General features: G+C 44.7%; 12 protein-coding genes. All 12 read right to left on the bottom strand.

Features of this window, described 5'->3' with window-relative positions:
- Window positions 1-2,313, bottom strand: coding sequence for a tetratricopeptide repeat-containing sensor histidine kinase (locus AC1DUD_RS22850; protein ID WP_477378688.1), 2,313 nt, complete (start codon window positions 2,311-2,313; stop codon window positions 1-3).
- 299 nt (window positions 2,314-2,612) lie between these two features.
- Complete coding sequence (locus tag AC1DUD_RS22845) at window positions 2,613-3,941, bottom strand: ATP-binding protein (protein WP_477378686.1); 1,329 nt, start codon at window positions 3,939-3,941, stop codon at window positions 2,613-2,615.
- The gene (locus AC1DUD_RS22840) at window positions 3,942-4,895 is read right to left on the bottom strand and encodes an eCIS core domain-containing protein (protein WP_477378684.1); all 954 of its coding nucleotides are present in this window, start codon (window positions 4,893-4,895) and stop codon (window positions 3,942-3,944) included.
- Window positions 4,896-4,902: 7 nt separating this feature from the next.
- The gene (locus AC1DUD_RS22835; protein WP_477378682.1) at window positions 4,903-5,886 is read right to left on the bottom strand and encodes a tetratricopeptide repeat protein; all 984 of its coding nucleotides are present in this window, start codon (window positions 5,884-5,886) and stop codon (window positions 4,903-4,905) included.
- Complete coding sequence (locus AC1DUD_RS22830) at window positions 5,883-9,440, bottom strand: eCIS core domain-containing protein (protein WP_477378679.1); 3,558 nt, start codon at window positions 9,438-9,440, stop codon at window positions 5,883-5,885. Before AC1DUD_RS22830 ends, AC1DUD_RS22835 begins: the two co-directional genes overlap by 4 nt.
- Window positions 9,437-10,918, bottom strand: coding sequence for a contractile injection system tape measure protein (locus AC1DUD_RS22825; RefSeq protein ID WP_477378677.1), 1,482 nt, complete (start codon window positions 10,916-10,918; stop codon window positions 9,437-9,439). The genes AC1DUD_RS22830 and AC1DUD_RS22825 overlap by 4 nt, the downstream gene beginning before the upstream one ends.
- A 9-nt stretch (window positions 10,919-10,927) precedes the next feature.
- Entirely contained in the window at window positions 10,928-15,286 is a 4,359-nt protein-coding gene (locus AC1DUD_RS22820; RefSeq protein ID WP_477378675.1) for a hypothetical protein, read from the bottom strand.
- A gap of 18 nt (window positions 15,287-15,304) precedes the next feature.
- Window positions 15,305-18,022, bottom strand: coding sequence for a hypothetical protein (locus AC1DUD_RS22815; protein ID WP_477378673.1), 2,718 nt, complete (start codon window positions 18,020-18,022; stop codon window positions 15,305-15,307).
- On the bottom strand, window positions 18,013-21,312 hold the full coding sequence (locus tag AC1DUD_RS22810) for a hypothetical protein (RefSeq protein ID WP_477378671.1): 3,300 nt from the start codon (window positions 21,310-21,312) through the stop codon (window positions 18,013-18,015). The genes AC1DUD_RS22815 and AC1DUD_RS22810 overlap by 10 nt, the downstream gene beginning before the upstream one ends.
- A 9-nt stretch (window positions 21,313-21,321) precedes the next feature.
- Window positions 21,322-21,744, bottom strand: coding sequence for a GPW/gp25 family protein (locus tag AC1DUD_RS22805; protein ID WP_330859101.1), 423 nt, complete (start codon window positions 21,742-21,744; stop codon window positions 21,322-21,324).
- Window positions 21,745-21,747: 3 nt separating this feature from the next.
- Window positions 21,748-22,038: a PAAR domain-containing protein gene (locus AC1DUD_RS22800; RefSeq protein WP_477378668.1), complete on the bottom strand. Its 291-nt coding sequence runs from the start codon at window positions 22,036-22,038 to the stop codon at window positions 21,748-21,750.
- Between the two features lie 9 nt (window positions 22,039-22,047).
- Entirely contained in the window at window positions 22,048-23,799 is a 1,752-nt protein-coding gene (gene vgrG, locus AC1DUD_RS22795) for a type VI secretion system tip protein VgrG (RefSeq protein WP_477378666.1), read from the bottom strand.
- Between the last annotated feature and the right edge of the window lies 1 nt (window position 23,800).

Below are 23,800 nucleotides of genomic sequence, written 5' to 3'. Positions count from 1 at the left end.
TTAATTAACTGCAAAAGTTTTTTGTTCAATACTATTTAACTGTTTCTCCGCCCTGAATTCGACAGTTATTACAGCGCCGCTGCAATTTTCCATTTTAAAATAACCGCCCAACTGCTTGCTCAGGGCTTTCATCATTTCCATTCCCAGTGAGCTTGCTTTTTGAATATCAAAATCAACAGGCAGGCCTATTCCGTTATCTGATATAGTAAGTATAATGGTTTCTTCGGCAAGCTGTAAGGCTACCTTTATCTCGCCCCTCATTGTGGGGAAGGCGTATTTAATGGCGTTTGTGATGGCTTCGTTTAATATGAGGCCCACGGGCACTGCCTGCGCAACATCAAGCTTTACGGGCTGTACCATTTGCTCAAAACGGATCCCCCTGTCGCCCGGGTTATAGCAATCGGCCAGGTAATTGATCAACTCATTAATATAAACCGACATATCAATGTATGACACATCCGAATTGCTGTACAGCTTTTGATGGATAAGCGCTATGGCCTGCACCCGGTTCTGGCTTTCACGAATAGCGGCAAGCGCGGCGTTATTCTTCAAAAATGCCGATTGGGTATTAAGCAGGCTCATTACAATTTGCAGGTTATTTTTTACCCGGTGGTGCACCTCCTTTAACAGCCAGTCTTTTTCATCCAGCAGGTTATCCTTTTCATTAAGTAATTTTTGCAGGGATAAATTCTGATTGTTAATTTCTGTTTGTTTTAACTGCAATTGCTGGTTGCCCCTTTGCTTGTGCCGGTAGCCATTAAACGCTAAACCGGCTATAATAATAAGCATAGCTACGCCCCCAAAAGTAATATTACGCTGCATATTCACCTTTTGCAGTTCATCGTGCTGACTTTTATTTTTAATCTCCAGGTATTTTATCGACTGTTCGTTTTCCTTGGTTTTATTACCAATCTCAAGTTCTTCTATCTGCTTGTTTTTAATAGCGTTAAACAGCGAATCGTCAAGCCGCTTGTGAATCTCGAAATGCTTTATCGCAGTTACATAGTTACCTGATGCCGAATCGACCCGGAACTGCATGCCATGAATCTTGGTAAGGGTAATAGGCCTGATGGCATTTGACGGCAGCGATAGGATCTGTTTAGTGTAAATCCCAGCTTTTTTAAATTCCCGGGTAAGCAAATAAAAGCCAGCCATGGTTTCGTTGTAATGCACAAAATCAGTTACCATTTGCTCGTTGGTAGTATAAAAGTCTTTGCTAAAATTGGTAACCTTATATACCTCCATCATTTTCAGGTAATACAGTTCGGCTTTAGGATAATCCTTCAAGGCAACGTAGATGTTGCCAAATGCCTCATACATATCAACCTTTTGCGCCAGTATCTTTGGCGGGACATCAATTACAGCCTGCTTCAGGTATACCAAAGCTTCGCCGGGCCTTTTAGCCGTGATGAAGTCATAAATAATGAGGCTCAGGTAGCCGTAAAAATCTTCATACTGCTTTCTTTTTTTCAGGATCTCGGCCGATTTCAGGATGTAAACAAGGCTCTGATCATATTTATTCAGATCAGCATAAACCAACGCAAGTTTGGCGTAGTAAAAATCGGCCAAAGCGGTATCTGCCGTTGCATTCATGCTTTTTATTACTTCATGGCGGTATAAAAGCTCATTATGAAGATCAACCTTCTGCTTACTTACTTCGGCAAGGGAGTGATAGGTATAGTGAAGTTTTTTATAGCCGATAGCTTTGTACTGGGCCAGCACTTTTAGCAGTTCAGCTTCTGCGAGATCAAGCTTTTTTTGATTGAGATGAATATCCGCTATATTCTTGTTCATATCAGCTTCATCCAGCTTATGGCCCGTTTGCTGAAATAAAGCCCGTGCCTGCTCATAACTGCTTATTTTGTCAGGGACGGCACCTTTCATATCAATAGAAATCTCATTTCCCAGCCGGGCCCAGCTTTTGCCTTCCTGAAATTTGTCACCCGTTTTACGGTAGTAATTAACCACCTCCATAAAAGTGGATTTACCCTGTTTCAGGTTATCCTGTTTGAGGTACGATGCACCTTTGAACATCATGGCCTCATTAAGCCATTTTGCCGAATGAATGGCAACACTCATTTGAATGGCTTTATTGAAAGCAGTGATCCCGCTATCCAGCACTTCTTTATGCTCGCCTGGTTTATTGAGATAGTAGCTGCCTAATTGAATTTGCAGCTTTATGGTATTAGTGTCGGCTCTGTTTTTTTGATTATCGAGGTTTAGTTTAATGGTAGCAATGTCCATCTTTTTTTGCCCCAAGGTGCTTGAGGCAAAAAACACAACAATAAAACATGCCAATATATATTTAAACATAAACATAGTATTTTATTGCCTCAGAGATAGTTACTGCCAACACCATAACAAAATCATCTCCTGTGAATGCCACGGAATTGTGATAGGTGACGATTTGCTAAATTTATTCAATTTTATGCAAACCGCCTCAATAAACAGGAAGCTAAATTTTCTTTATCGCTGAAATATAAATAGGATCCAGGCCAACATAAAAATGCCAAACCCGGTTGGCACAATCAATGTACGGATCATGGATTTGCTTGTACGGATTATGGATAGCGTTATATGTTACAATTGGATTTTCAACCCTGAAACAACTCCTACCAAACCCGGTTTTCTTTAGTATATTCTCTTTCTATACCTTCAAGTATCAGCTCAGACGTAATGCGGCTTTCTTTACGGGCCAGCATTTGCAAACAGGCAAATTGTACCACGTTCAGGATCCCCGAACCGCTAAGCTCGTATTTACGCGAAATCTGCTCAAGGTTAATATGCCCGTTAAGGTTGGCTTTGGGCGGAAATGATTTTTGCCACATGGTATACCGTTCATCGGCATTAGGCAGTGGGAAATTAATAACAGATTGGAACCGGCGCATAAAAGCCTCATCAATGTTATTTTTAAAATTGGTAGCCAGTATCACCAGGCCATTGTGCTGCTCTACACGCTGCAGCAGATACGATGCTTCCTGGTTAGCGTATTTATCATGTGCGTCTTTAACGTTAGTTCGCTTGCCAAAAAGCGCATCCGCCTCATCAAAAAACAGGATCCAGTTTTTGTTATCGGCCTTTTCAAATAATTTGGAGAGATTTTTTTCCGTTTCGCCTATAAACTTGGATACGATCATTGACAGATCGATCCTGAAAACCGGCTTACCGGTGTATTTACCAAGCAATGATGCTGTAAGTGTTTTACCCGTTCCCGGCGGACCGTGAAATAATGCGCGATAACCCGGCTTCAGCTTCCGTTCCATTCCCCAGTCAGTCATTAACACTTGCTGATAGTTCACCCAGTTTTCCAGCTCGGCAATTTGCCTGCGGGTAGTATCATTAAGTACTAGGTCATCCCAGTTATAGGTAGTTTCCAAATGCTGCGCAGGGAAGTTCATGCTCAGTTTTGGGATAGATTCGGTACCGCTGATCAAAAGTTCAATATATTCTGGCTGAAGCACCAGCCTCCCCGATAAAGCGGGCTCACCTTCGGGCACATCCTCCAGGTATAAAATATGTTGCAACGCAAAAGCGCTATGATGATGCAACAGTTGTGCTATCTCCAGCCGCTTGTCCAGATCATTACCGGCCAAAACAAAAACAGCTGTTTGACCGGTTGGCAAAAAGCTTCGCCCGTTACGGCTGCGAACGCCCCCGATCTGCTGAAAATCGCCCGACTCACGCATATAAGGCTGAATAATTTCATCAAAAAACTCAACCTGTAAATGCGGTGCCAGGGCCATCATCAGTATGATAACCTCATTGCTGCTCAAGCCGTGATCGTTGATCAATTTTTCAAGTATACTGCCGTTTCGCTCCAGCTGGGGCAACAGTGGCGGCAAATAAGTTGCATCATTGCCGAATACCGTTTGCAGCCGTGCCTCAATACACCCGGCGGTATATTGCATTAACGTTTTTAACTGTTTAATATTAGTATCCATTTATTTACGCGGACCGTTTTGCTGTACAACATGGGTTAATTCGTGCGCCAATAGGTTCATGCCCGCGGTACTTTCAGGATCAAACTTGGCCGCATTAAAATAAATATCATTACCATGCGTAAAGGCCTGTGCTTTTGAAAGGTTACAAAGTTCAACAGCCTGCTGGCCGGTGTGGATCTTAACCTGCTCAAAATTGGCGTTCATCTGATGCTCCAATTGTGTGCGAACTTTGGCCGGCAAGGGGCTACCGCCGCCTTTGCTTTCGTTCAGTAACCTGTCAAACTTAGCTTCCGGAGCTTCAGGTTTACCTTCAGTTTTTTCTACACCGCCTGCTTTCTCTTCTTTCTTTTGTGCGGCAGCTTTGTCATCTTTCTCTTCACCCTTTTCCTTTTTTTGAGGCTTGCCTTCGTCTTTTTTATCTTCTTCGCCTTTTTTCTGTGGCTCTTTGTCTTTCTTCTCCTCTTCTTTTTTCTGAACGCCTTCCTTATCCTTTTTATCCTCTTCTTTTTTCTGCGGCTCCTTGTCCTTTTTCTCCTCTTCCTTTTTCTGAGGTTCTTTATCTTTTTTCTCTTCCTCTTTCTTTTGAGTTGGTTTTTCTTCCTCTTTCTTCTCGTCCTTTTTCTGTGGTTTGCCTTCTTCCTTCTCGTCCTTTTTCTCTTTCTTTTGACCAGCTTTAGCATCCTTTTCCTCATCTGCTCCCTTTTTCTGAACACTCATTTGCCCCATTCGCTGCGACGAATTAACGGGTGCCTGCTGTGCTGTAGTTACCTTGTGGGCTACCGCATCGGCCTCCTGTTCAAGGGCACTATCCTGATTACCATCAATTTTCCTGGCCTGAAAAAAAGCATCACCGTCCTGTTTGCTTTTTTCGCGGCTGCCATTAAAAAAAGGTTTATCTGCTTTATCCGCCTGTTTCTGACTAAGCGGCTGGCGTGTATTATGGATGTATTTCATAGGAGGTTTAGTTTAAATTGTTTAACAGATCCAATTGTTTTTTGGCATGCTCAGCCCATTCGCCGGAATCATTCAGCAGGTCTTCAAAAACTTTTTTCGCTTTATCTTTTTGATCTAAATTGGCAAGGGCTATGCCCCGATAAAGTTTTCCCTTTTTGTTTTCGGGGTATTGTTCAAGCAACAAATCCAGGTGTGCCAGCGCATCGTCAAAACGGTTAAGGCCGAGGCAAAGCACCCCTAAGTTTAACCTGATCTCTCCATTTTCGGGATCATATTCAAGGAGCCTTTCATACTCGGCAGCCCCCTCATTTAACTGACCGCTTTGCAGGTAAGCAACAGCAAGATGGTTGCGTACGGCGATATCTCCGGGAAACACCATTAAGTATTTTATAAGGTATCCGGTTGCCGATGCGTAGTTTTTCACCATCAACTGAGCCAACCCGGCTGTTTGCAATGCCCGGCCATTGTGCGGGTTTTCTGATAAAACATAATCAGCCATTTCAAACGCCTCATCGTACCTACCGGTTGAAAGGTAAACCTGTGCCAATCCCATCAGCAAGCTCAAATTGGTGGGATCAAGCTCAACCGCTTTTAACCAGCATGTTTCTGCACTTTCCATATCTGCGGATAGCATATACAATTTAGCCAATCCCTCCCAGGCCTCAAACTGGTCAGACTTAAGGGTAATGGTTTGCCTGAAAGCGTGTAAAGCTTTATCATATTGTCCCAGCAAAACCTCTGTATTGGCAAGGTTAAGCCATGCCGAAGTATTTTGATCATCAATCTCCAAAGCGCGTTCAAAAAGCTGCCTTGCCTCGGCAAATTTATTTTGCTGATAAAACAACATTCCCCTGTTATTGAGCAGGGTAACGTTTGGCTCATTCAAATCGGCGGCTTTTGCATAATAAGCTTCGGCAGCTTCAAAATTGCCATTAAGATGCTGCATGGCGCCAAGGTTTATCAGTTCGGTTAATTGGCTTCGGTTGCTCATAACATTTCGTCTTTAACTTTATCTGCTATACCACCTGCTATATCAGAAATACTGATGTCAGGATATTTAACTTTAATATCATCGGTTTTCACATCAAATGGCTCGCCGTCTTTATAATGGATTGGCAGGGAAACTTTAACCTGCAGATCCGGGCCATAGCTAAATGATGCCAGGTTTTTAGTCCACTCTTTTGAGATATCGGTAACCCAAAGGTCAAGCTCGGCTTTAATGAAAGCGTTTACATCAAAGGTAAACTTAGGGTGTACCTCTATCTCGCCCAAAGCGTTAAACTCAAATCCTGTTGTTGGCGACCATGCCAGGTCCGCAGCAGCGCTCGCTTCTCCCTCCAGTCCCAAACCACCAACTATTTGGATGCCGCCTGTCACACTGGCCGGCCCAATGCTCAAACCAATACCAAGCGCGGCTTTTAGTTTTAAACCCGCATGTGCCGGAATAACGAATTTTGCCCCGCCGCTGATCCGTGTATTTTCAGGATGCGAAGGGTTAAATTCTATCTGACCAAAAACGTCCTTTAACTGGCCGGGGCCGACGGCGGCATCAAAATCAAGGCCGCCATCAATAGTGGCAACAATACCTATACTCTTTGGCCCAAGCGGAATGGCAAATATTGGAATCTGAATAGTTGGTACTTTAAACAACTCCTTATTGATGCTTTTTTTAGGGAAAACATCAACTGCCGAAGGAAGGTCCAAACGGCCAACAACTTCAATTTCACCGGCAGGGGTTACCCTTACACTTGCCGAAGCCTGCAGCCAATCGGTAACTTTAAGTGTTAGCTTACCCGATCCATAAGCGGTAAATTTATCGCCAGCAGGACCTGATGGTGTGCCATCGGCAGCGATAGCGCGGTTAGTTGCCCCAACCATTACCTCGCCTGATACCCTGTCGGCAGCGTAAGATGCCTTGCCTTCTATGGTCAGCGCGCCATCGTCATAAGAAATTGACAGTTCAGTATTGATCTTCGGGATTTTGGGTACCGCTTTACCGCTGGCTTTTACATGGTAAATCTCATCCGGGCCGCGTGTAACTTCAACATTACCGCTGCCACTTTGGATGCCCGGCATATTTTCATCAAGCACAAAACTGCCCCCGATAACCAATGTATCATTACCATAGCTAACGTGGATCTCGGCACTTTTTACACCTTTAATATCTGGCTCAGCTGTACCGGTAGCTGTGAACTCCTTATTTGCATATGCTATATTGATATGGGCCGATTTGATTCCCTTTATTGTACCGGCAGGAATACCTATCTCGCCTGTAGCAGATAAGCCCCCGTCACCACCATCGCCAGGCTTTGTATAATCAACCGTAATGCGGGCAGGTTTAAAAGTTTTTGAATCAAAGTCAAATGATCCTCCCAAAGCGAAAGCTCCAGAAGTGCCTGCTTTTGCATGAACTTCGCCCTTTCCCAGTTTCTGGATCTCGAAATTCATGTTACCATCAACGGTCAATCCCGAATCGCTGAGGGTAATACCGAGCGATGTATCGGTAATTTTGAAAGGAGGTGGCAGGTTAATTTCTCCGCCATCAAAAACCTTTCTGATGCCTAAACCGTTGCTGTCAACCACGATATCGATATCTGCCTTATCGATAAGCGGAATGTTGGTGTGCACTTTCCCCTTTGCTTCAAGTTCACCGTCGTCGTTAAAATCAGCCGTCAGTAACTGAACCGGGCTTAATGCTTTAACCTGAGGACGCAATTTATCTAAAATATCCTTTCTCGAAATGAACCCGCCGTATACTCCAGGAATTGCATTTATCGGAAAACTTTCGGTAATGCTATGAGCGGTTTTACTGGTTTTAAACATCGTTACCGTTATAGTACCTGAACCACCCTGCTGCATAATATCTGTTTGAGGGTCATAGGTAACGGAGTCGATGTTAGCGCTATATTTTTTTGAATTTTGAAGTTTGAACGGACCTTTTTTAGGCATCTTAACAGCCCGGCCTCTGCGTTCATTAAAAAAGAGGTGTACATGGTTGGTATCAACAAGATCTTTGAGATACTTATTATCCTTACCCGGTACCAGGAAACGCATTCCCTCAAGATGTTCGCCTTTTTGTATATCTGAAAGTGAATATTTGTCGTTGTCACCGGCAGTGTCTGGCGATCCTTTTTTTGAAAAACTTACTACTGTAATACTATAGTTATCTTTCACCGAACCTACAGACATACCTTTTATTCTATCAGGATCATTCTTTTCCTCGGCCTTTAAAGTTTCTTTTATAGCATTTTCTATACTGGTTTTAATAGTAGATCCTGATGAACCATTGATTTTTTGAGACAAAAGCCATAAGTTGCCAATATCATTATCAGCGCCGCCAAGTTGCAACTCCACTTTATGATCAACTTCAAATTCGTGCATTTGACCGGCCTTCCTCCAGTTTGGTCTCACTGAACGGGTTCGTATTTCATCGGGGTTACCGAAAAGCATACCGCCGCTGGGGTTAGTTTTTGATACCATGAAATAAGTATTGTTGCCTGCCGGTGCTGTTCCACCATTTGGCAACTCTTTCTTTTTCATTTCATTAAACTTATTATTAAATCCCTTATCGGTTGCTGCTTCTTTTTCCCACGTATCTAAATGTTTGCCGCTTCTCGTGGTACTTTTAAACGAGTAGTCAGTTTTCGACGGCATCATGTCATATTTAAACCCAGGGATTTCTATTTTCTGAACTTTTATAGTCTTTTTCCTTTTGTCGATATCCCCCTCTGCCGTATGCGGCTTGGCCTTCCCGGTATCTGCAACGCCCGTTTCAGCGCGCTGAATAATACCTTTCTTTTTTACCCCATTCCCTTGTTGCACAGTATGGGTTACCTCATGCGCCAGCAGGTGTTGCCCGGATTTACTCTGCGTATCATACTTACCTGCACCAAAATAAATGTCATTACCATGTGTAAAGGCTTGAGCCTGCAAATCATTACTTAAACCCGCAGCCTCGCTGTTATTGTGGATACGTACGCTGCTCAGGTCCGCTCCCAAGGCCCCTTCCATTTCCTCGCGGGTGTTGGAGGGTAATGGTTCGCCACCACCTTTGCTGTTCTCAATTTTTTGCTGGGTTTGCGGTGATACATCTGGTGCAGCAGATTGGCTGCTTCGTTTCAGCGTATTGCCTTCGTTTGGATCACCATCGCTTTCAAAAACCGGGCGGCGCTGTAATTCCTTATCAGCTCCGTTCTGCTCTTTTTCCTGTTTATCTTCTTTTTTATCTTCCTTCTTTTGTACAGCGGAGTTAGTTGCAGTGGCAGGAGCAGTAGTAGAAGCAGTTGCAGAGTTGGGTACGGTTTTAGGCTGATTGATGTGTTGTACAACTTTATCAGCTACCTGGTCGGCCTGCCGTTCAAAATGATCGCCAGGTTCATTCACAGTCATTTTGCGCTGAACCTTATTTCCTTCAAAAAATGGAGATTCCTGTACGCTATCGATATCATGAGCGGCCGAGAAAAAAGGATCTTTCCCTGCCGCCTGCCGGTTAGCGGGCTGGTTTTGTTTGGTATTTGCCGGTGCTGCCTTTTGCGGTGTCTTCATTGCCATTCCACATAAAAAGGTTCATCCATCCAGGGCAGTTTAATTACGCCAATACCCCATGGCAATGAGGATAACAGGATATCCAGGTCCACCTGCTCCACAATAAGACGGGCAGGCTGTTCTGCCTCAATTAGCTTTCCGTTGCGCATTAAAAAAGCTTCGCGTAAACCACCGGGCGATGTATTTTTCAAGCCTTTCCAATATTTAATTACCGTGCGGAGCATATTGTCGCCTTCGTCAAGCATACGCTGCGGTATTTCGATTTCGCGTTCTAAAGGTTCTTCAGCGGGCCATCGACATAAAAACTTTTCAAAATAAAGATCATATTCAAACGCATTTACACTACCAGTACCTAAATAGTGAAGCAGGTGAACAGCCAGCTGCCTTGCAGGCAGATCAACAAAATCATTGTCCTGCAACAAGCCAAAATCTTTTAAAAAATACTCCAAAAATGGGTGCAGGATCACCAAACCAGCCTGGTTGACATAAACGCCGTCAACTTCTTCTTTTTTTGCGGAACCTGTTTCCTGGCTATTATCGGGTGTTACAATAGGTTTATCTTTCCGGAGTATCAGCGGTGTATTTTCTGTTGATTGGATGGTCTTTTCAGCAATTTGAACAAGGGCCGCTGTTGATATTGAAGCGGAACGATTGAGTTCGCCGATAATTAATGCAAGCAACTTTTTTAGGATCCCGCTATCGGCAGGCAATTCGTTATGTCCTGTTCGCAGATAAATCATCAACAATAACTTTTCAATGATTTGGGACCCGGTGTTGTTATTAAATCCTACCGGTAAAACATCTTTAACGTTAGCGTTTATCCCATCAGATAATTCACTGCCTATCACGTCATCAATAACAGCATCGATCCTTTTTTGAAGCTCATATACCTCAACCTGAAGTAAAAACGATGCCAGCTTTTTAATAAATGTTATGCTAAACTGGTTAAATAACCTGCTTAACGCAAGCGGGGGGCTTTGAAACAGCTTAATAAGTTTTAATTTATAAGCTCGGTCATTTATTAACAGCCCCGATAGTTTACTTAACCAAATATCTTCCTGCTGCAGCCACTCTGTAGCAGCAGCAGCATACCACGGGAGCCTGCCCGTGTTAAGAAAATATACAAATACATTAAAAGCCTGCTGTTCATCGGTAAGTAACGAATAGCTGACGGCGTTATCAGGTTCATCGCCCCCGGGTATTAAATTGGGGTTTAAAACGGGATCAAGAGCCTTTGATAAACTCTCCTGCAGTTGCTCAAAAACATCTTCCATTTTACCCGTCCCCAAATCAAGGTCGATACTGTCTATCAAAACATGGGCAGGCAAATCCATATCATCCAGTAATTGCTCCAGCTTTTTGAGCAGCACCTGTTCAAAGTACCGCACAGCATCATCCTGCACATTTTGCACAGCATTACGGTGCGGTACTTCTATATCAAGCACCAGCTTATGGATGATATGTGTGCTCCTTGCCATAACTCTGCGTTATTTAACGGTGCCAGGATCCGTAGTTCCCGGGTCTTTTTTGATAATCTTCGGATCTATTTTCGGTGTTTCCGTAGCGATTGTCCCTACATCTTTTTTGATGATATTCGGGTCTGCCTTCGGTATTACAGGTGTTGCGGCTGGCGTTACCGTTGGATTAGCTTTTATTGTTGTATCCACTTTCGGTATAACAGGCGCTGCAGTAGGCGTTGGCGTTACTGATGGCGTAACTGCCGGTGTCTCCTTAATCGTAACCACCGGCGGAACTGTAGTAACTATTGGTGGTGTAGTAACCACTGGTGGCACAGTAGTGCCTGCCGACGGGGTTTTAACCACCGGCGGAACTGTAGTTGTTACTGGCGGTGTAGTAACCACCGGCGGGATGGTAGTAACTATTGGCGGTGTAGTAACTACAGGCGGGATAGTCGTAACTATTGGCGGTGTAGTAGTTTCGGGCGGCAAGTGGGTAATTATCGGTGTAGTGGTAATAGGAGGTAAAGCTACAGGAGGTGTAGGTGTGAATACAGCACGGCATTTATCGAACTTACCATTTACTGCTATCAATGTAATAACCGTATTGCGGCCACGTGGAAACTGGCGCATATCAAATACTTTTACAGTATTTACATCATTGCTGGTGGTATTGTCATCAAATGTCCAGGTGAATTTGAAGCTGCCCGGATTAGGTGTTTTATTTGTTAAAGTAACAGTAGCCGCGCCCTTTTCATTATCCATAGTTACTTTATAATCAAACGAGGCTTGCGGGTGTTCATGAATCATAAGCGTACAACCGGGAACCGACTTACCATTTATCATAAAGTCATTGATACTGACATCATACGGACCTTTTGACGGATCAACAACCCATTGGCTACCCAGCAACTTAACTGCATCTCCGGCTAATTTTGAAGTGATGATGCCAGTTGCAGGTTGTACAGTGGTAAAGTTTATATTACCTCCATCCGAGCAAACTTCAGCGGCGGCTAACTTCAGATCTACCGGTTCTTCAGGAATCTGTACGGTAAGCGCAACCTGTTGCGTATCGGTACAATCATGATTATTGGCCGATAAGGTAAAGGTAAGTTTACCATCAGGGAATTTTTGGCGAAGATCGGCATACTGGAAGGTGATGCTATCATCCGGCTTGGCGAGATTAGGATGCACCTGCCCGTCGGGCATTGTCCAGGTATACGCAAATACGTCGCCCGCTGCCTGGTTGGTGGTGGCCGACAACTGAATAATTACGGCGAGTTGTGTTGTATCGCTTATTTTGGCGGCAGGCTTAACAGCCGGATGTTTAAATACAGTAACTGTGCAATCTGTTGGTTGTTCATTTACTGTAAATTTGATTTGCTGGCCAAATGTGCCGTCTTTAACTTTTGTTGTATCAAAATAAGTTACAGCGTCTTTAGTTACAACGGTAGTTTCAAAACCTGCTGAAGCCTTGATAATTCCATCGGCCGGGCTTACTTTAAATTGCAGCAAGCCTTCGTCTGAACAAGCTACTGCTTTAGGCAGGCTTAATCCTACCTGTGGTTTAGGCATAATGAATGCCACCGGCGGGCAATCGGAACAGCACATATACGGCAGGCAAAAATCGGCGAACACTATATCGGCGGGCACATCGGGGTTAGCGGCAACAGCCCTTGATTTACCAAGGTCAACGGCTAAGGCCTGAGTTTTACTGATAACATCGGCCTCAATTGTTGGCGTAAATTTACGGGGCGACTGCACCTGATAAAATTTTACGGCAGCAGAAATGTCGTCAAAGTTGGTATTCTGAGCTATAAAAGTCATCGCATCTGTATCACTTGCAAAACCTTTTACAAATTGCGGGTTAGCCTGTAGTAGCTTTAACCTGTCATCGAGCGAAACTGTAGTTGCAGGTATTGTTGGACTGGGCGTGGTCATTGTAGTTGCGTATACCATTACAAAGGTGCCACCAGCTGGTACACCGGCAAGATGCTCCAAACCAGTATGATTTGCAGCATAGGCCGAGAAAGTAAGCTGAGCTAACAACTTAGCCTTACGGTCCTGGATTTCCTTTAAGATAACAGCAAGCGCCTGGCCTGCACAGCAGTTTTCAGACAAACGCCACAATTGCAGCGCGTAGTCATCTTCATAACCCTTACGTACATAATCGTTTTTGGCAAAAATCTGGCGGCTTTTTACGCTTGCCGATTTCACCTCGTTACACAAATCATCTATCCGGGCCGAAAAATTATCTATTGTATCATCGTCAATATCAACCAGCCTGTCGGGCAGCCATTGACTTATATTTCGGGTACCGGCAATCACACGTACAGGAATATCAACGGCTATGGCCTGTTCATACGAGCCGGTTGCTGAAGTATCAACTGTTTTACCAACAGCATCTGCATAATCCGAAATGCTTATAGAAGTACCCTGTCTGCGGATCTGATCTACATAATAGCCTATACTATTCTGAGCAACATTGATGTTATTATCAACAGCACTGATACCGCCATCAATCACAACTTTACTTATACTTCTATTTATGGCAAGCCCGCCGCTTAATTCCATACGGGGAGTAGCCGACACCTCGGCGACTTTTTCTACTTTAGCTGCCATTCTAACTTTTGGAGTTGCCACTTCTGGAGCCACAACCTCGTCCTTGGCCAATGACAGTTGTTGCTGAGCGGCCTGAGCCCTGATCTCATTCGCCACTGAATAACCTGTTTTGGTATCGAAGCTCGAAAAGAACTTACTCACATCACTGTAAAGGCAATTTTGCTCGGCCTGGAAAGCCCTTAGTGTAGCTTCGAGATCGTTAAACTGGCAGGCATAGTCATTTATATCAATGTCGCTAAGCGTTACGTCGCCCAGTCTTATAGCAACCGCATCAAAAGGAAGGTTAGTATCCTGCCTTATCTTATCAACAGCAGCAAGCGCTTCAGTATACTTTTTACCGATATGCCCTTCTATCCTGAAGAAGTTATTGGAGTCTATCGAGTAATTCAATGGGTTTATAACAACATCATTGGCCGGCGAATAAGCGGAAGCATTATACCCAAGGATCAGTTTATCCGTACCCTGCAGCCAACGGCTATGGCTCCACTTTTGGGCCAGATCAACCGGCTTGCTGTAATAGAACGGGATAGCCCTTGCTTCCAAAGGTTTACTATTGTCTGTAGACGGGGTTATTTTCACTACCGGGTTTGCCGGCAGCGTAAACCCACTGCTCATGATGTTCAACCTATCGAGCAGATTAACGGCAATATTCAGCTTATCTTTATTAGCACTAATAGCCGGCGAAGTATAAAATTTATGGCGATAAGGTGTTGGTTTGGCTGTCGGTGTAACATTTAGCGCTCCCAGCATAATATGCTTTGGAAAGGCGTAAATGTTAGGGCAGCACTGATAAATGATATCTGAAAGTACCGCACGCAATTCATTATACCCTGTTAACAGATCTTTATAAAAATCATAAAGGTACTGGGCCTGCATGGGCGCCGTAGCTTTGCTTAGGGTAGTATTTATATTGGCTACAATACTGGTAATAGGATAAGTAGATTGCGGATCGAGCGCAAACTTGAATGTATTGTAAAGCGATTGAATAGCGGTTGATAAACCACCTGCACCAGTATTTGCTATACTTGAAAAAGCCGAGGTAAGTGCTGATGAGGAAGCCGTTGTCTGCTTATTAAAAAACACCCTTTTCGCAGCCAGTACCGGGGCATCAAAGTATGCGTTGTAAGCGTTGAAATACTTTTTGTAAATATCGTCATAAATAACCTCCGAACCGGTTTGCTCTATAATCTGGTTCATGTCTGCCTGCGCAATGAGCAACACTTTTGGTTTGGCTACCTGCTTGCGCCCCTGGTTGTCGCAATCAATAGCTGTACAGGCATCCGGGTCTTTAGAGTAATATTCCAGGTAAAGCAAACCGAACATTTCAGTAAGATCCTTAGTGGCCTTTGACTTAAAATCAGTAAGGGCAAAGCTATCAACCGGGAACGCGCCTTTATCATCCGGGGTAACCAGCTCCCATAAAGCCATTTGCGCGGCATCGGTACCCATAGGATAAAACGGCGGGTACTTGATGAGCGAATTATCATAAGCCCTGAAATTTTTATAAGTTGTTTCGGGCATGTAAAGCAAATCGCCGTCGGTAGTTACGCCACAGCCTTTACCTATGGTTATACCGTTGGCATCGCCTTTGAAGCTTAAGCCGCATACCAGGCCAACACCAATTAAACAGGTACGGGTTAGGCGCTGCTGATCTTCAAAAAACTCTACAATATCATTCAGCTGCTTGGCGGTAAGCACCTGGCTGTCAACAAAGGTGTTGTACTCTAAAGTTATATCGGTAAGCTTTATGTTGGTTACTGGAGGCATGGCTTTGTCATTTAGGTTTTAACTGTTATTATTTGTGCCGCCCTGCAAGGTGCCAAGGCTGGATTTGTTCAATATTATCGGGTTGGTTTCCTGGGTATCATCGTCGCAATCGCTTAGCTGGCCCTGTTGGTAAACGGTATATAGTTTTTCAAGCACATCAATGAATTTGCTGTTCAATACAGGATCAATAGGCGCATCTGTACTTACCGCTATGTGTTTGGCAGCGAGCCAATCTTTATACACCGCTTCAAAACCAACCATCTGATCGTGCCCGATGAAACAGATGCGCGGCAGTATGTGCGCCGGTGTTTCGGTACGGATGAGCCGCTCGGCATAGGTGCGGAATGCGGTATTACGCAACCTTACGCTATAGCCAGGCAATATCACACAAACGCGGAACGAATAAGGGTCAAGCGGCTCGCAGTATACACCGTTAGGATCGAGGCAAACCGGCATAAACTGGTGATGGGTGCTGTCATCGCCGGTATAATCAAATGGCGGGCGCAGCAGGATGTTTTCTATCACATACATACCTTCCATCTTGAAATCGTTCTGCATAAATTTGATGATAAACGCAATTTCGGTTTCAATGGCGGCAGCGCTGAACTCCATATCATTGAGGGTAAGCAAAGTACCGGCAGAATTGGATATATTATAAACGTACTTCCCGGCAGTTGCTCCCGGACTTAAGCGGTAATTTTCCCTGTCGCAGGCCAGCACGGATACCAGGCCGAGATCTTCATAGGCGTCAATCTCTTTCAGGTAATTATGGTTGCCTTTAAATTTCACCACACCAAGCTGCGATATTGTCCAATTGTAATGCAGCGCATCAGCCTTGAACAAAAGGTAATCTTCAACACTCAGCTGCTGCATTTTATAGTTAGAGAAGCCCAGCAGCATGGAAATTCGTTTTTCCATGCCCGATACATTTACCAATTGCTGATCGGGCGTTTTGGCATTGTACAGGTCCATTCCGCTACCGCGGCAAATGCTCATCTGGTCATAATCCTTTAAAAAATTAACCTTATGTCTGATGATGTTGCGCTGGTAATCCTCGCCATAAATACGGTACATCAAAAACACGTATTCGTTAAACTGCTCGGCAAAACGGGCCAGCAAATGATCAAGGAATTTATTTTTTCTTTCAGGATAATTGTCCTGCCCGGTTTCTTTAATTACATCATCAACTGTTTGTTCCCATTGAGCAAAGCCATCCAATAACTTTTCCGCATCGCGGATGCCATTTACGGTATTGCTGAAATAGGTTTTACGAATGCTATCATCGGCAGTGAGCAGTACCCTGGCGTTTGAAAGCTGGGCAAAGTAATTAGCCAGCACCTGGTCGTAAAATAGCAGGTAGCCTTTAAGCTGTAAAGCCAGCGAACGTTGTTGGGTACTGGCAGTATCGGGTAAGCCCAGCGGTGAAATGCCATAATTTTCAGGAAACTGGTTTTGCAGGGTTTCATAATGAGCTATGTCGCGGTAATCGCCTTCAGGTACGGGCAGGTCTGCTATCTTTTTTGCCTCTATATTGTCCTGCCAGTCTTTACGCAGCTGGTTAAGATCGGCCTGGGCTTCGGACTGTTTCAGTTCGATAGGCACCACATCCTTATAAAATGTGAATGATGAATTGGTTTCACAAAAAACAGGCTTATGACCATCCTGTACGCAAAGCAACCACTCGTTTGATTTATAGATCTTATCGGCAACCTCACTCTGAGGGGCAGTACAGCCGCAGAAACCGAAGGAGATACGCTTTACCAGCCGTACACCGTCAATTTCCATAATGATGCGATACAGATCAGACAAACGCACTTCGGTACGCAGTTGTGAAGCTGCAAGCTCCGAAGGGATTATGAAACCTTGTTTAGCAAACTTGGTGTCGATGCCCTGCAAGTTTTCAAAATCAAGTACCGGACCTTCAAATATCTCATCGGGCTGCATACCTTTGTCAAGCAGTTCCTGAAGCAGGTAAAATGTAATGTCGGGTGTAAGATATTGCTCAATATTAAACATGATCTTAGCCCAGATCATTTCAGGATCGGCCTGGGGCTGGAGTTCAATTTCGGCACATATAACTATCTCCTGGTTTTCGACCGCTTTAACCTGATCAAGGTCCTCACACAGCTCGCGGAAGTAATGATATACTGATTTTATTTGTTTGATGATATCGTTCTGTTTGGCTTTGATCTTAGCTGCATCGCCACCCAATTCAGGAAAATCTTCAAAATCTATCAGGATATCATTTATCCCCTTTAAATCAAACTTAACTTCTTTACCTGTTTGCGCATTTTCGCCGGGTTTAGCATACCGCAACATCGGTTTACCATCGGGTTGTTTATAGTTGGCGATGATACTATGGGGCGATTTTTTGATCCAGGCATTGCGTACACCATCAATCCGTACAAACAACTGGCGGTAATCGTCAGGAGTAACCGGGTAGGTGGGCAGTATTTTTATGGCAGATAAAAACTGCTCATGCATACTGGTAGTATTGTCATGATCAACTGCCAGGATATTTTCGACAGGCAGGGTAATGCGGTAATTAAGATCAGTTAGCGCATAGCAAAGCATCTCGAGCGTGGTAATACCCGGATCATGCACGTTATAATCCGACCAGATGGCGCTGGCCAGGTCGCGAATGTGCTGCATGCCTTCGGTGCGCAGGGTATTGTACTCGGGCCCAAGGCTGGTATCAATTTGTTTCGGTATGGTTAACTGATCAATCATGGGCATGTAGGTATGGTTTTGGTATCAATTAAATGTTGCTTTGCTGATACAAGGATGGCCTTTGAATTGCCTGCCTCCAAAACATCGGGATTTGCGGGTCCCGATGCTGTGAAGTACATCTTAAAATCAGCTATATAATCAACATAAGGTAGCTCTTCAATAAAGCGGATCACCACACTTTTATACAGGATGCCGCCAAAATCAATATCTGCATTACGATTAAAAGCCCAGGGCGACAGGTAGTTGATCACATCGGTATTCAACTTTGCAGCATACAGGTTTTCATCCAGCCCAAAGTAAAACTTCACCTTAAAATCAAGGATCACTTCTTCATAGTCGGGATTAATAGCCAGCAGGTCAACATGCATGGAATTTAAAGCCGACAGGTATTTGGTGATCTCGCTGAGTGTATTTTTGCTTACGCGGGGCTTAAAGGGATCAAAACTGATTTGGTTGCGGATATCGGGGATAGCCACAACCCTCACACTGCCCGGGGCAACTTCAATATTATCATTGGTATGGTTAAGGCATTTAACCCTGAACACCTGCGGAAACTGCGCCATTACCAGGTGCTCATAATCCCAAATTGTAATTGCCCGGTGTTTGTGCCTTAAGCGCTCGCTTACACGCAGGCGGAAAGCACCGTCATCCTCCGGCAATAAACCGCCAAACGAAGCATAGGGCTGAGTAACCGATTTGATCTGCGGTAACCTGTCAACCAGTTTGCTGATGGTGCCGGCTGGCAACCCGGTTTCCAAATGCGAAAGTTCATTGTCATTATCAGCAAATTCAGCTTCAGCCGCCTGGATATGTACATTGATAAACTTACAAACTGAATCAATTGTAACGGCAGTTGGCAGTTCAACACCAAGCCAGGTTAGGCTTTGGTTAAGGAAAGTATTGATAGTTGTAGCACCTTCTGGAATTAAAAACTTGATGATGCCGGAGCGTAAAAAATCATTGGTGTCGTCGCTGATGATATTACTCTTATCCAATGCCAGCCATTCGTTGCCGGATAGGTAAAACCACTTAGGTTGTATGGTATCAGAGAATGATGGTGCAAGCGCATCCTCACTGCCCTCAGCAACTTGGAAAAGGATACTGGCTACCGAGCCTGTTTGAATACCTGCAATCCCTATGTAAAAAGCTGCAAGATCAGGCGCTTGACGTATGGCTGTAATGTTACCATCAATAAGGCCATGAAATTGTTTTTTGAGGAAAGCGTGCTGCTCGGCCTGACCAAACGGTGTTTCATGGAAAAATTGAACGTTATGGTTCACATAGTCGGCCAGCAGATCTGCATTGCTGTTATTGCCGGTCAAATCGTCAATCTTATTTTTAGCCGATGCCTTGTAGTCGAGCTTTAGTGATGCTATTTCGGGCGTATAAGGAGGTTGTGGTATAAGCGATGTTCTCCCTGTGTTGCTCATCGCGGCTGCGAACAGCTTTGGATATTCATTATGCAGAAAATCACGCTCCAGTTTGATGCGGATGTAATTGTCTTTAACTCCGGCCGAAAAATTTTCTGTTTGAGCTTGTACCGTAGTACCCGATTGCTGAAAACCGATGAAACCCAACACCGGAAAAAAGAACTGCATGGGTTGTACGTACTGCTGCACCAATGCCTTTTCCGCCTGTGGGCCAATGCCGCGATTAAAAGTACCGGAAACATTAAAATACAGGTATTTATTAATAAAATAGGATGCCTGGTTTACTGGTTGCTGCACACCGCCCGGCTGTAGTTTAAAAGTATTATCAAGTACATTAATCTCACTTCCATTATCAGGGAACCATGTGCCATCCTTTATATAGGCCACTTTGGCCTTAAAGCTGTCTTTGCCTGTTATAACAGGTTTGCCCCCATTTGTTGTTTCAGTACCAGTGTTATCAGCGGTGATGTCATATTTGTTTGGGCTGAACGGCAAGGTCAAATATTTTTCGCGGTATGCGGTATAATAACCTTTTAGGTCTGGCGGTACACCTTTCCACTCTATCTGAGGTGAAATTTCCGTCCATTCTTTTTGAAAGATCTCGGCACTGCCGATGTATAGAGCTGAGTCCGCTTTTGGCACAGCACCAAAGGCAAAAAACGGTTTTGAAGGGTCAACCTTACCGTTATCATTTTCAACAGCCAGATTTTTCATGCCTGTTACCGCCACATCTATCTGCACATTATTGAGCTTAGCTTTACTCAGGGCAACGTAAACAGGATAGGCATTATCCTTAACGCTCATCAGCAGGCGGATTACCGGGAAATTGGTTTTATAACTTTCTTTATGAATTGCCCGATCATAGGGCACAACAGCCTTTGCTTTAGGCGGTACATTTAAGGTGATAACCAATTGCTGCTGGTTAAGCGTAACAGGCGTTATTGAAGAAAAATCAGCCTGGAGCCAATCCTTTTCTGACGTTAAAAAAACCTTAAACAGCTGTCCTATTAATGCAGGATCAAAGGAATCGAGCCCGGTAAAGCTGAGTGTTAATGTTATGGTACGGTCGCCCTCGCTCATGAGCAATACTTTAGAGGCAAAGGCAAAACCCATTGAAGCTGTTGGCCAGCTTTTACTGCCAAAAGGGTTCCACTTGGGCACATCGTCCTTAAAAGGTGTACCTAAACCATCGGCCGAAAAAGCAACATCGGCATAAGCAACTTTTTTATCTGCGGCCGACTGGTTCCAGCTTTTCATGGCCGCTATGGTAGCGCTGTTTACGGCCAACTCGGCATTAGTTTTAAAAACAACAGGTTTGGGCTTAAGGCTTTTATCCTTACCGGCATCAACCGCTGTATCCTCGGGCAGCAGCAAACCTGTAAGGTTACGGGCCAGTTCAAATATCAGATGTACTTTATCCGGTACTTCGGGACGGTTACGCAATTGCAATACCCGTTTAAAATAAAAATCAAGATGGCGACCTGTAAACTGATTCAATGCATCTTCCGAATGCTGCAGCAGCATAATGAAACACATAAACAAGGCCAAGTGAGGTTCCACATCGCTTTTAATGCTTGAATCGGGAAAACCCAGGCCCGCATTTTGCATTTTAACCTCAACCTGTTTCAGAAAATCCTGCAACGCTTTTTTATCCTGGATAAAAAATGGCTTCCAGTCGCCCTGGGGATAATTACTGTCTTTAAGGGTATAGTAATTTATTTTATCGGCATAAGCAGCGGCGAACGTCAGCCAGTCTTCCATGCCCAATTCCTCAATTGGGGCGTAGGCTGGGTCAAGCGCTTTCAGAAAGCGCTGTGACTGGCTTGAGCCATCACGTTGAAGTGGATTTTTATCGTTACAGGCCATGGTTAGTTCTTATTGGTTGGTAGTTATGCTGGTAATGTCATTTTTATAATAAGGGAACACGTAGTTGTACCTTGAATTGGTGGTACGAACCGTGTAATTAAGCTTAATAAGCAAAATCCCCTCGTTATCCATACTGGTATCAACCTCGGTGCTGTTCAGCGTTATCCTTGGTTCAAAATATAGTACGGATGTTTCAATCAGATCTTTGATATAGGTTTTGAGAGTGAGGTTAACAGCCTCAAAAACTATTTTTTGCAAATCGCACCCGAAGGTTGGCTGCATAATGCGCTCGCCCAGCCGAGTGGTAAACAGGATGCCCAAACTGCTTTCTATATCGGCCTCGTCGGTAAGCATTTCAACTTTGCCGGCAGCCTTGTCAAAACTTGGCGGGAAACTCCATCCCCTGCCTATAAAAGGTATTTTTGGTTCCATTGATCAGCCTCCGATTATTACTGTTGGGCAGCCTAACACTATCGATCCGCCGTGCGCCGTGCTATCGCCCATGCGGGCGGCGGGTTTCCCGCCAATCATGACCGTTGCCGAACCCATAATGATTGAGTCGGGCGGGCCGGCGCAGGTACACATATCGCCCACGCACACGGCCGGCATACCACCAATGAGTACTGTTGGTACCCCCGGCCCTATCACCGGCCCGCCTACATGAGGTGATGGCCCGTTAAACATAGGGCATACGTGCATATCGCCTATCCGTGCTGCTGCTGCCATTTTTTGTTATTAGTTTATTTGTACAATTGAGCCTTTCAGTGTGGCCGTACCGCTTGACTTTACCTCTACACTTGCCGATCCTTCGGCCGTAAGTGCGGTGTTGGCTTTCAGGCCCAGGTTCATTCCCTCGGCGTTAAAATCCTGCTGGGCTTTAAGCACCAGTTTGCCTTTGGTTTCGATGGTTATGCCATCGCTGTTCATTTTTATCGAGTTGTTGTTTTCGTCCTTTATCTCTATCGCCCCGGCATCTTCATCCATGATTATTTTTTTCCCGGCAGGCGTTTCGATGGTTACCGATTTTTTATCGTCATCAAAAATGAGTTTCATTTTGCTGCGGGTTACAAAACCCTTTTGGTTATTGGCATCGGCGGCAGTTAAAGGGGCAGTTTTGTTGCTGCTATTCAGCATGCCCAGCACCACCGGTTTACGCGGATCGCTATTTAAAAAACCGACTATTACTTCGTCACCGACTTCGGGCAAAAAGAAACTTCCACGCTCTTTTCCGGCATCCAGGGTGGCTACTCGTGCCCAGATCCCCTGATCATCAGGGCTAATCACCGGCATGCGTACCAAAATGCGGCATTCGCCATCGGGGTCGCTTTCCAGTTGGGTTACTACCCCTATTTGTAAACCCGGAACCGCCTGGATCAAGGCCGAAGCTGGTTTTATACTGGTTTCAAATTTTTCGGTAAACCATTGCGGATCCAAACCAAACTGTACTTCCAGTTGCCAGTCGCCGGCAGAGATATGATGCTGGATATGACTGACAAAAGTATTGCCGTTAAAGCGGTCGCTCAGGTTACTGAGTTTGATGATCATGCCCGGTTTAACCGTATGAATCCCCTTAAACTTTACCCTGCCCCGCACCTTTGAAAGCACTTGTTTTTGCTTGAGCGATGTTGCCCAGGCCTGTAACTCAGGCTGCGAAAGCTTCCCGCCATGATTTAAGTGATAATTACTTTCATTGAACACCCCTGCCAGGTCATCAGAACTCAGATTTCCGTTCAACTCGCCCGATGGCGGATTGGCATCCACCTTTTCAATTTCCTGTGATGCCGGGTTCCAGGTGCGGCCTGTTATGGAGGGGAACTGGATCCTTGAATCAATCTCGGCATCCAACTCCAGCATGGTAGCACCAAATGATAATTCCACAACCGCGGTACCGCTTATTTCCGGCTTTTTAATGGATAAGGTGTTATCATCTGTATAAACCAGCATCCCGTTTAACTCGGCACGACCCGTTATAAAATCCCAGTCGGTAGCTTCGTATTGTACCAGGTCGCTGGTAGTGATGTTCATATCGGCAACATCGGCAGTTAAACCGCTGTAAGTACCTGCAACGGTGGTTATGGCGTCGCTGTCCTTCACATTTTCGCCAAAGTATTTGCTGTGGCGGGCAAGTGTCATGGCAATGGCCTTATCGCGGCATTCAATAACCAACTGCGAACCACTGTTACGCAGCTTGATACTGTGTTTGATAACCACACCTTTAAACAACGTATAGTTATCCGATTCGTAACCGCATAGGATCTCGATGTTTTTTCCCGGCACAAATAAGTCGCCATTGCTGGCATCAAACTTTTGGGCCGAGGTATCGCCGTCCATGATCACCAGTTTGGCAGCAGCTATGCGGTTTACACCTTTATCAATTGATATAGCCTCCACCTGCATCGTACGCGGTATCTCGGTACCCTCAACCTTTACAATCGGGGTAACAACGGTACTGGGCCGGGTGGTTTCTATGGTGCGGCTATCTGCCATG

The organism is Mucilaginibacter sp. P4_A11, assembly GCF_056402535.1.
Note: the sequence above shows the minus strand (reverse complement) of the source record. Positions and strands in the feature narration are given on the sequence as shown.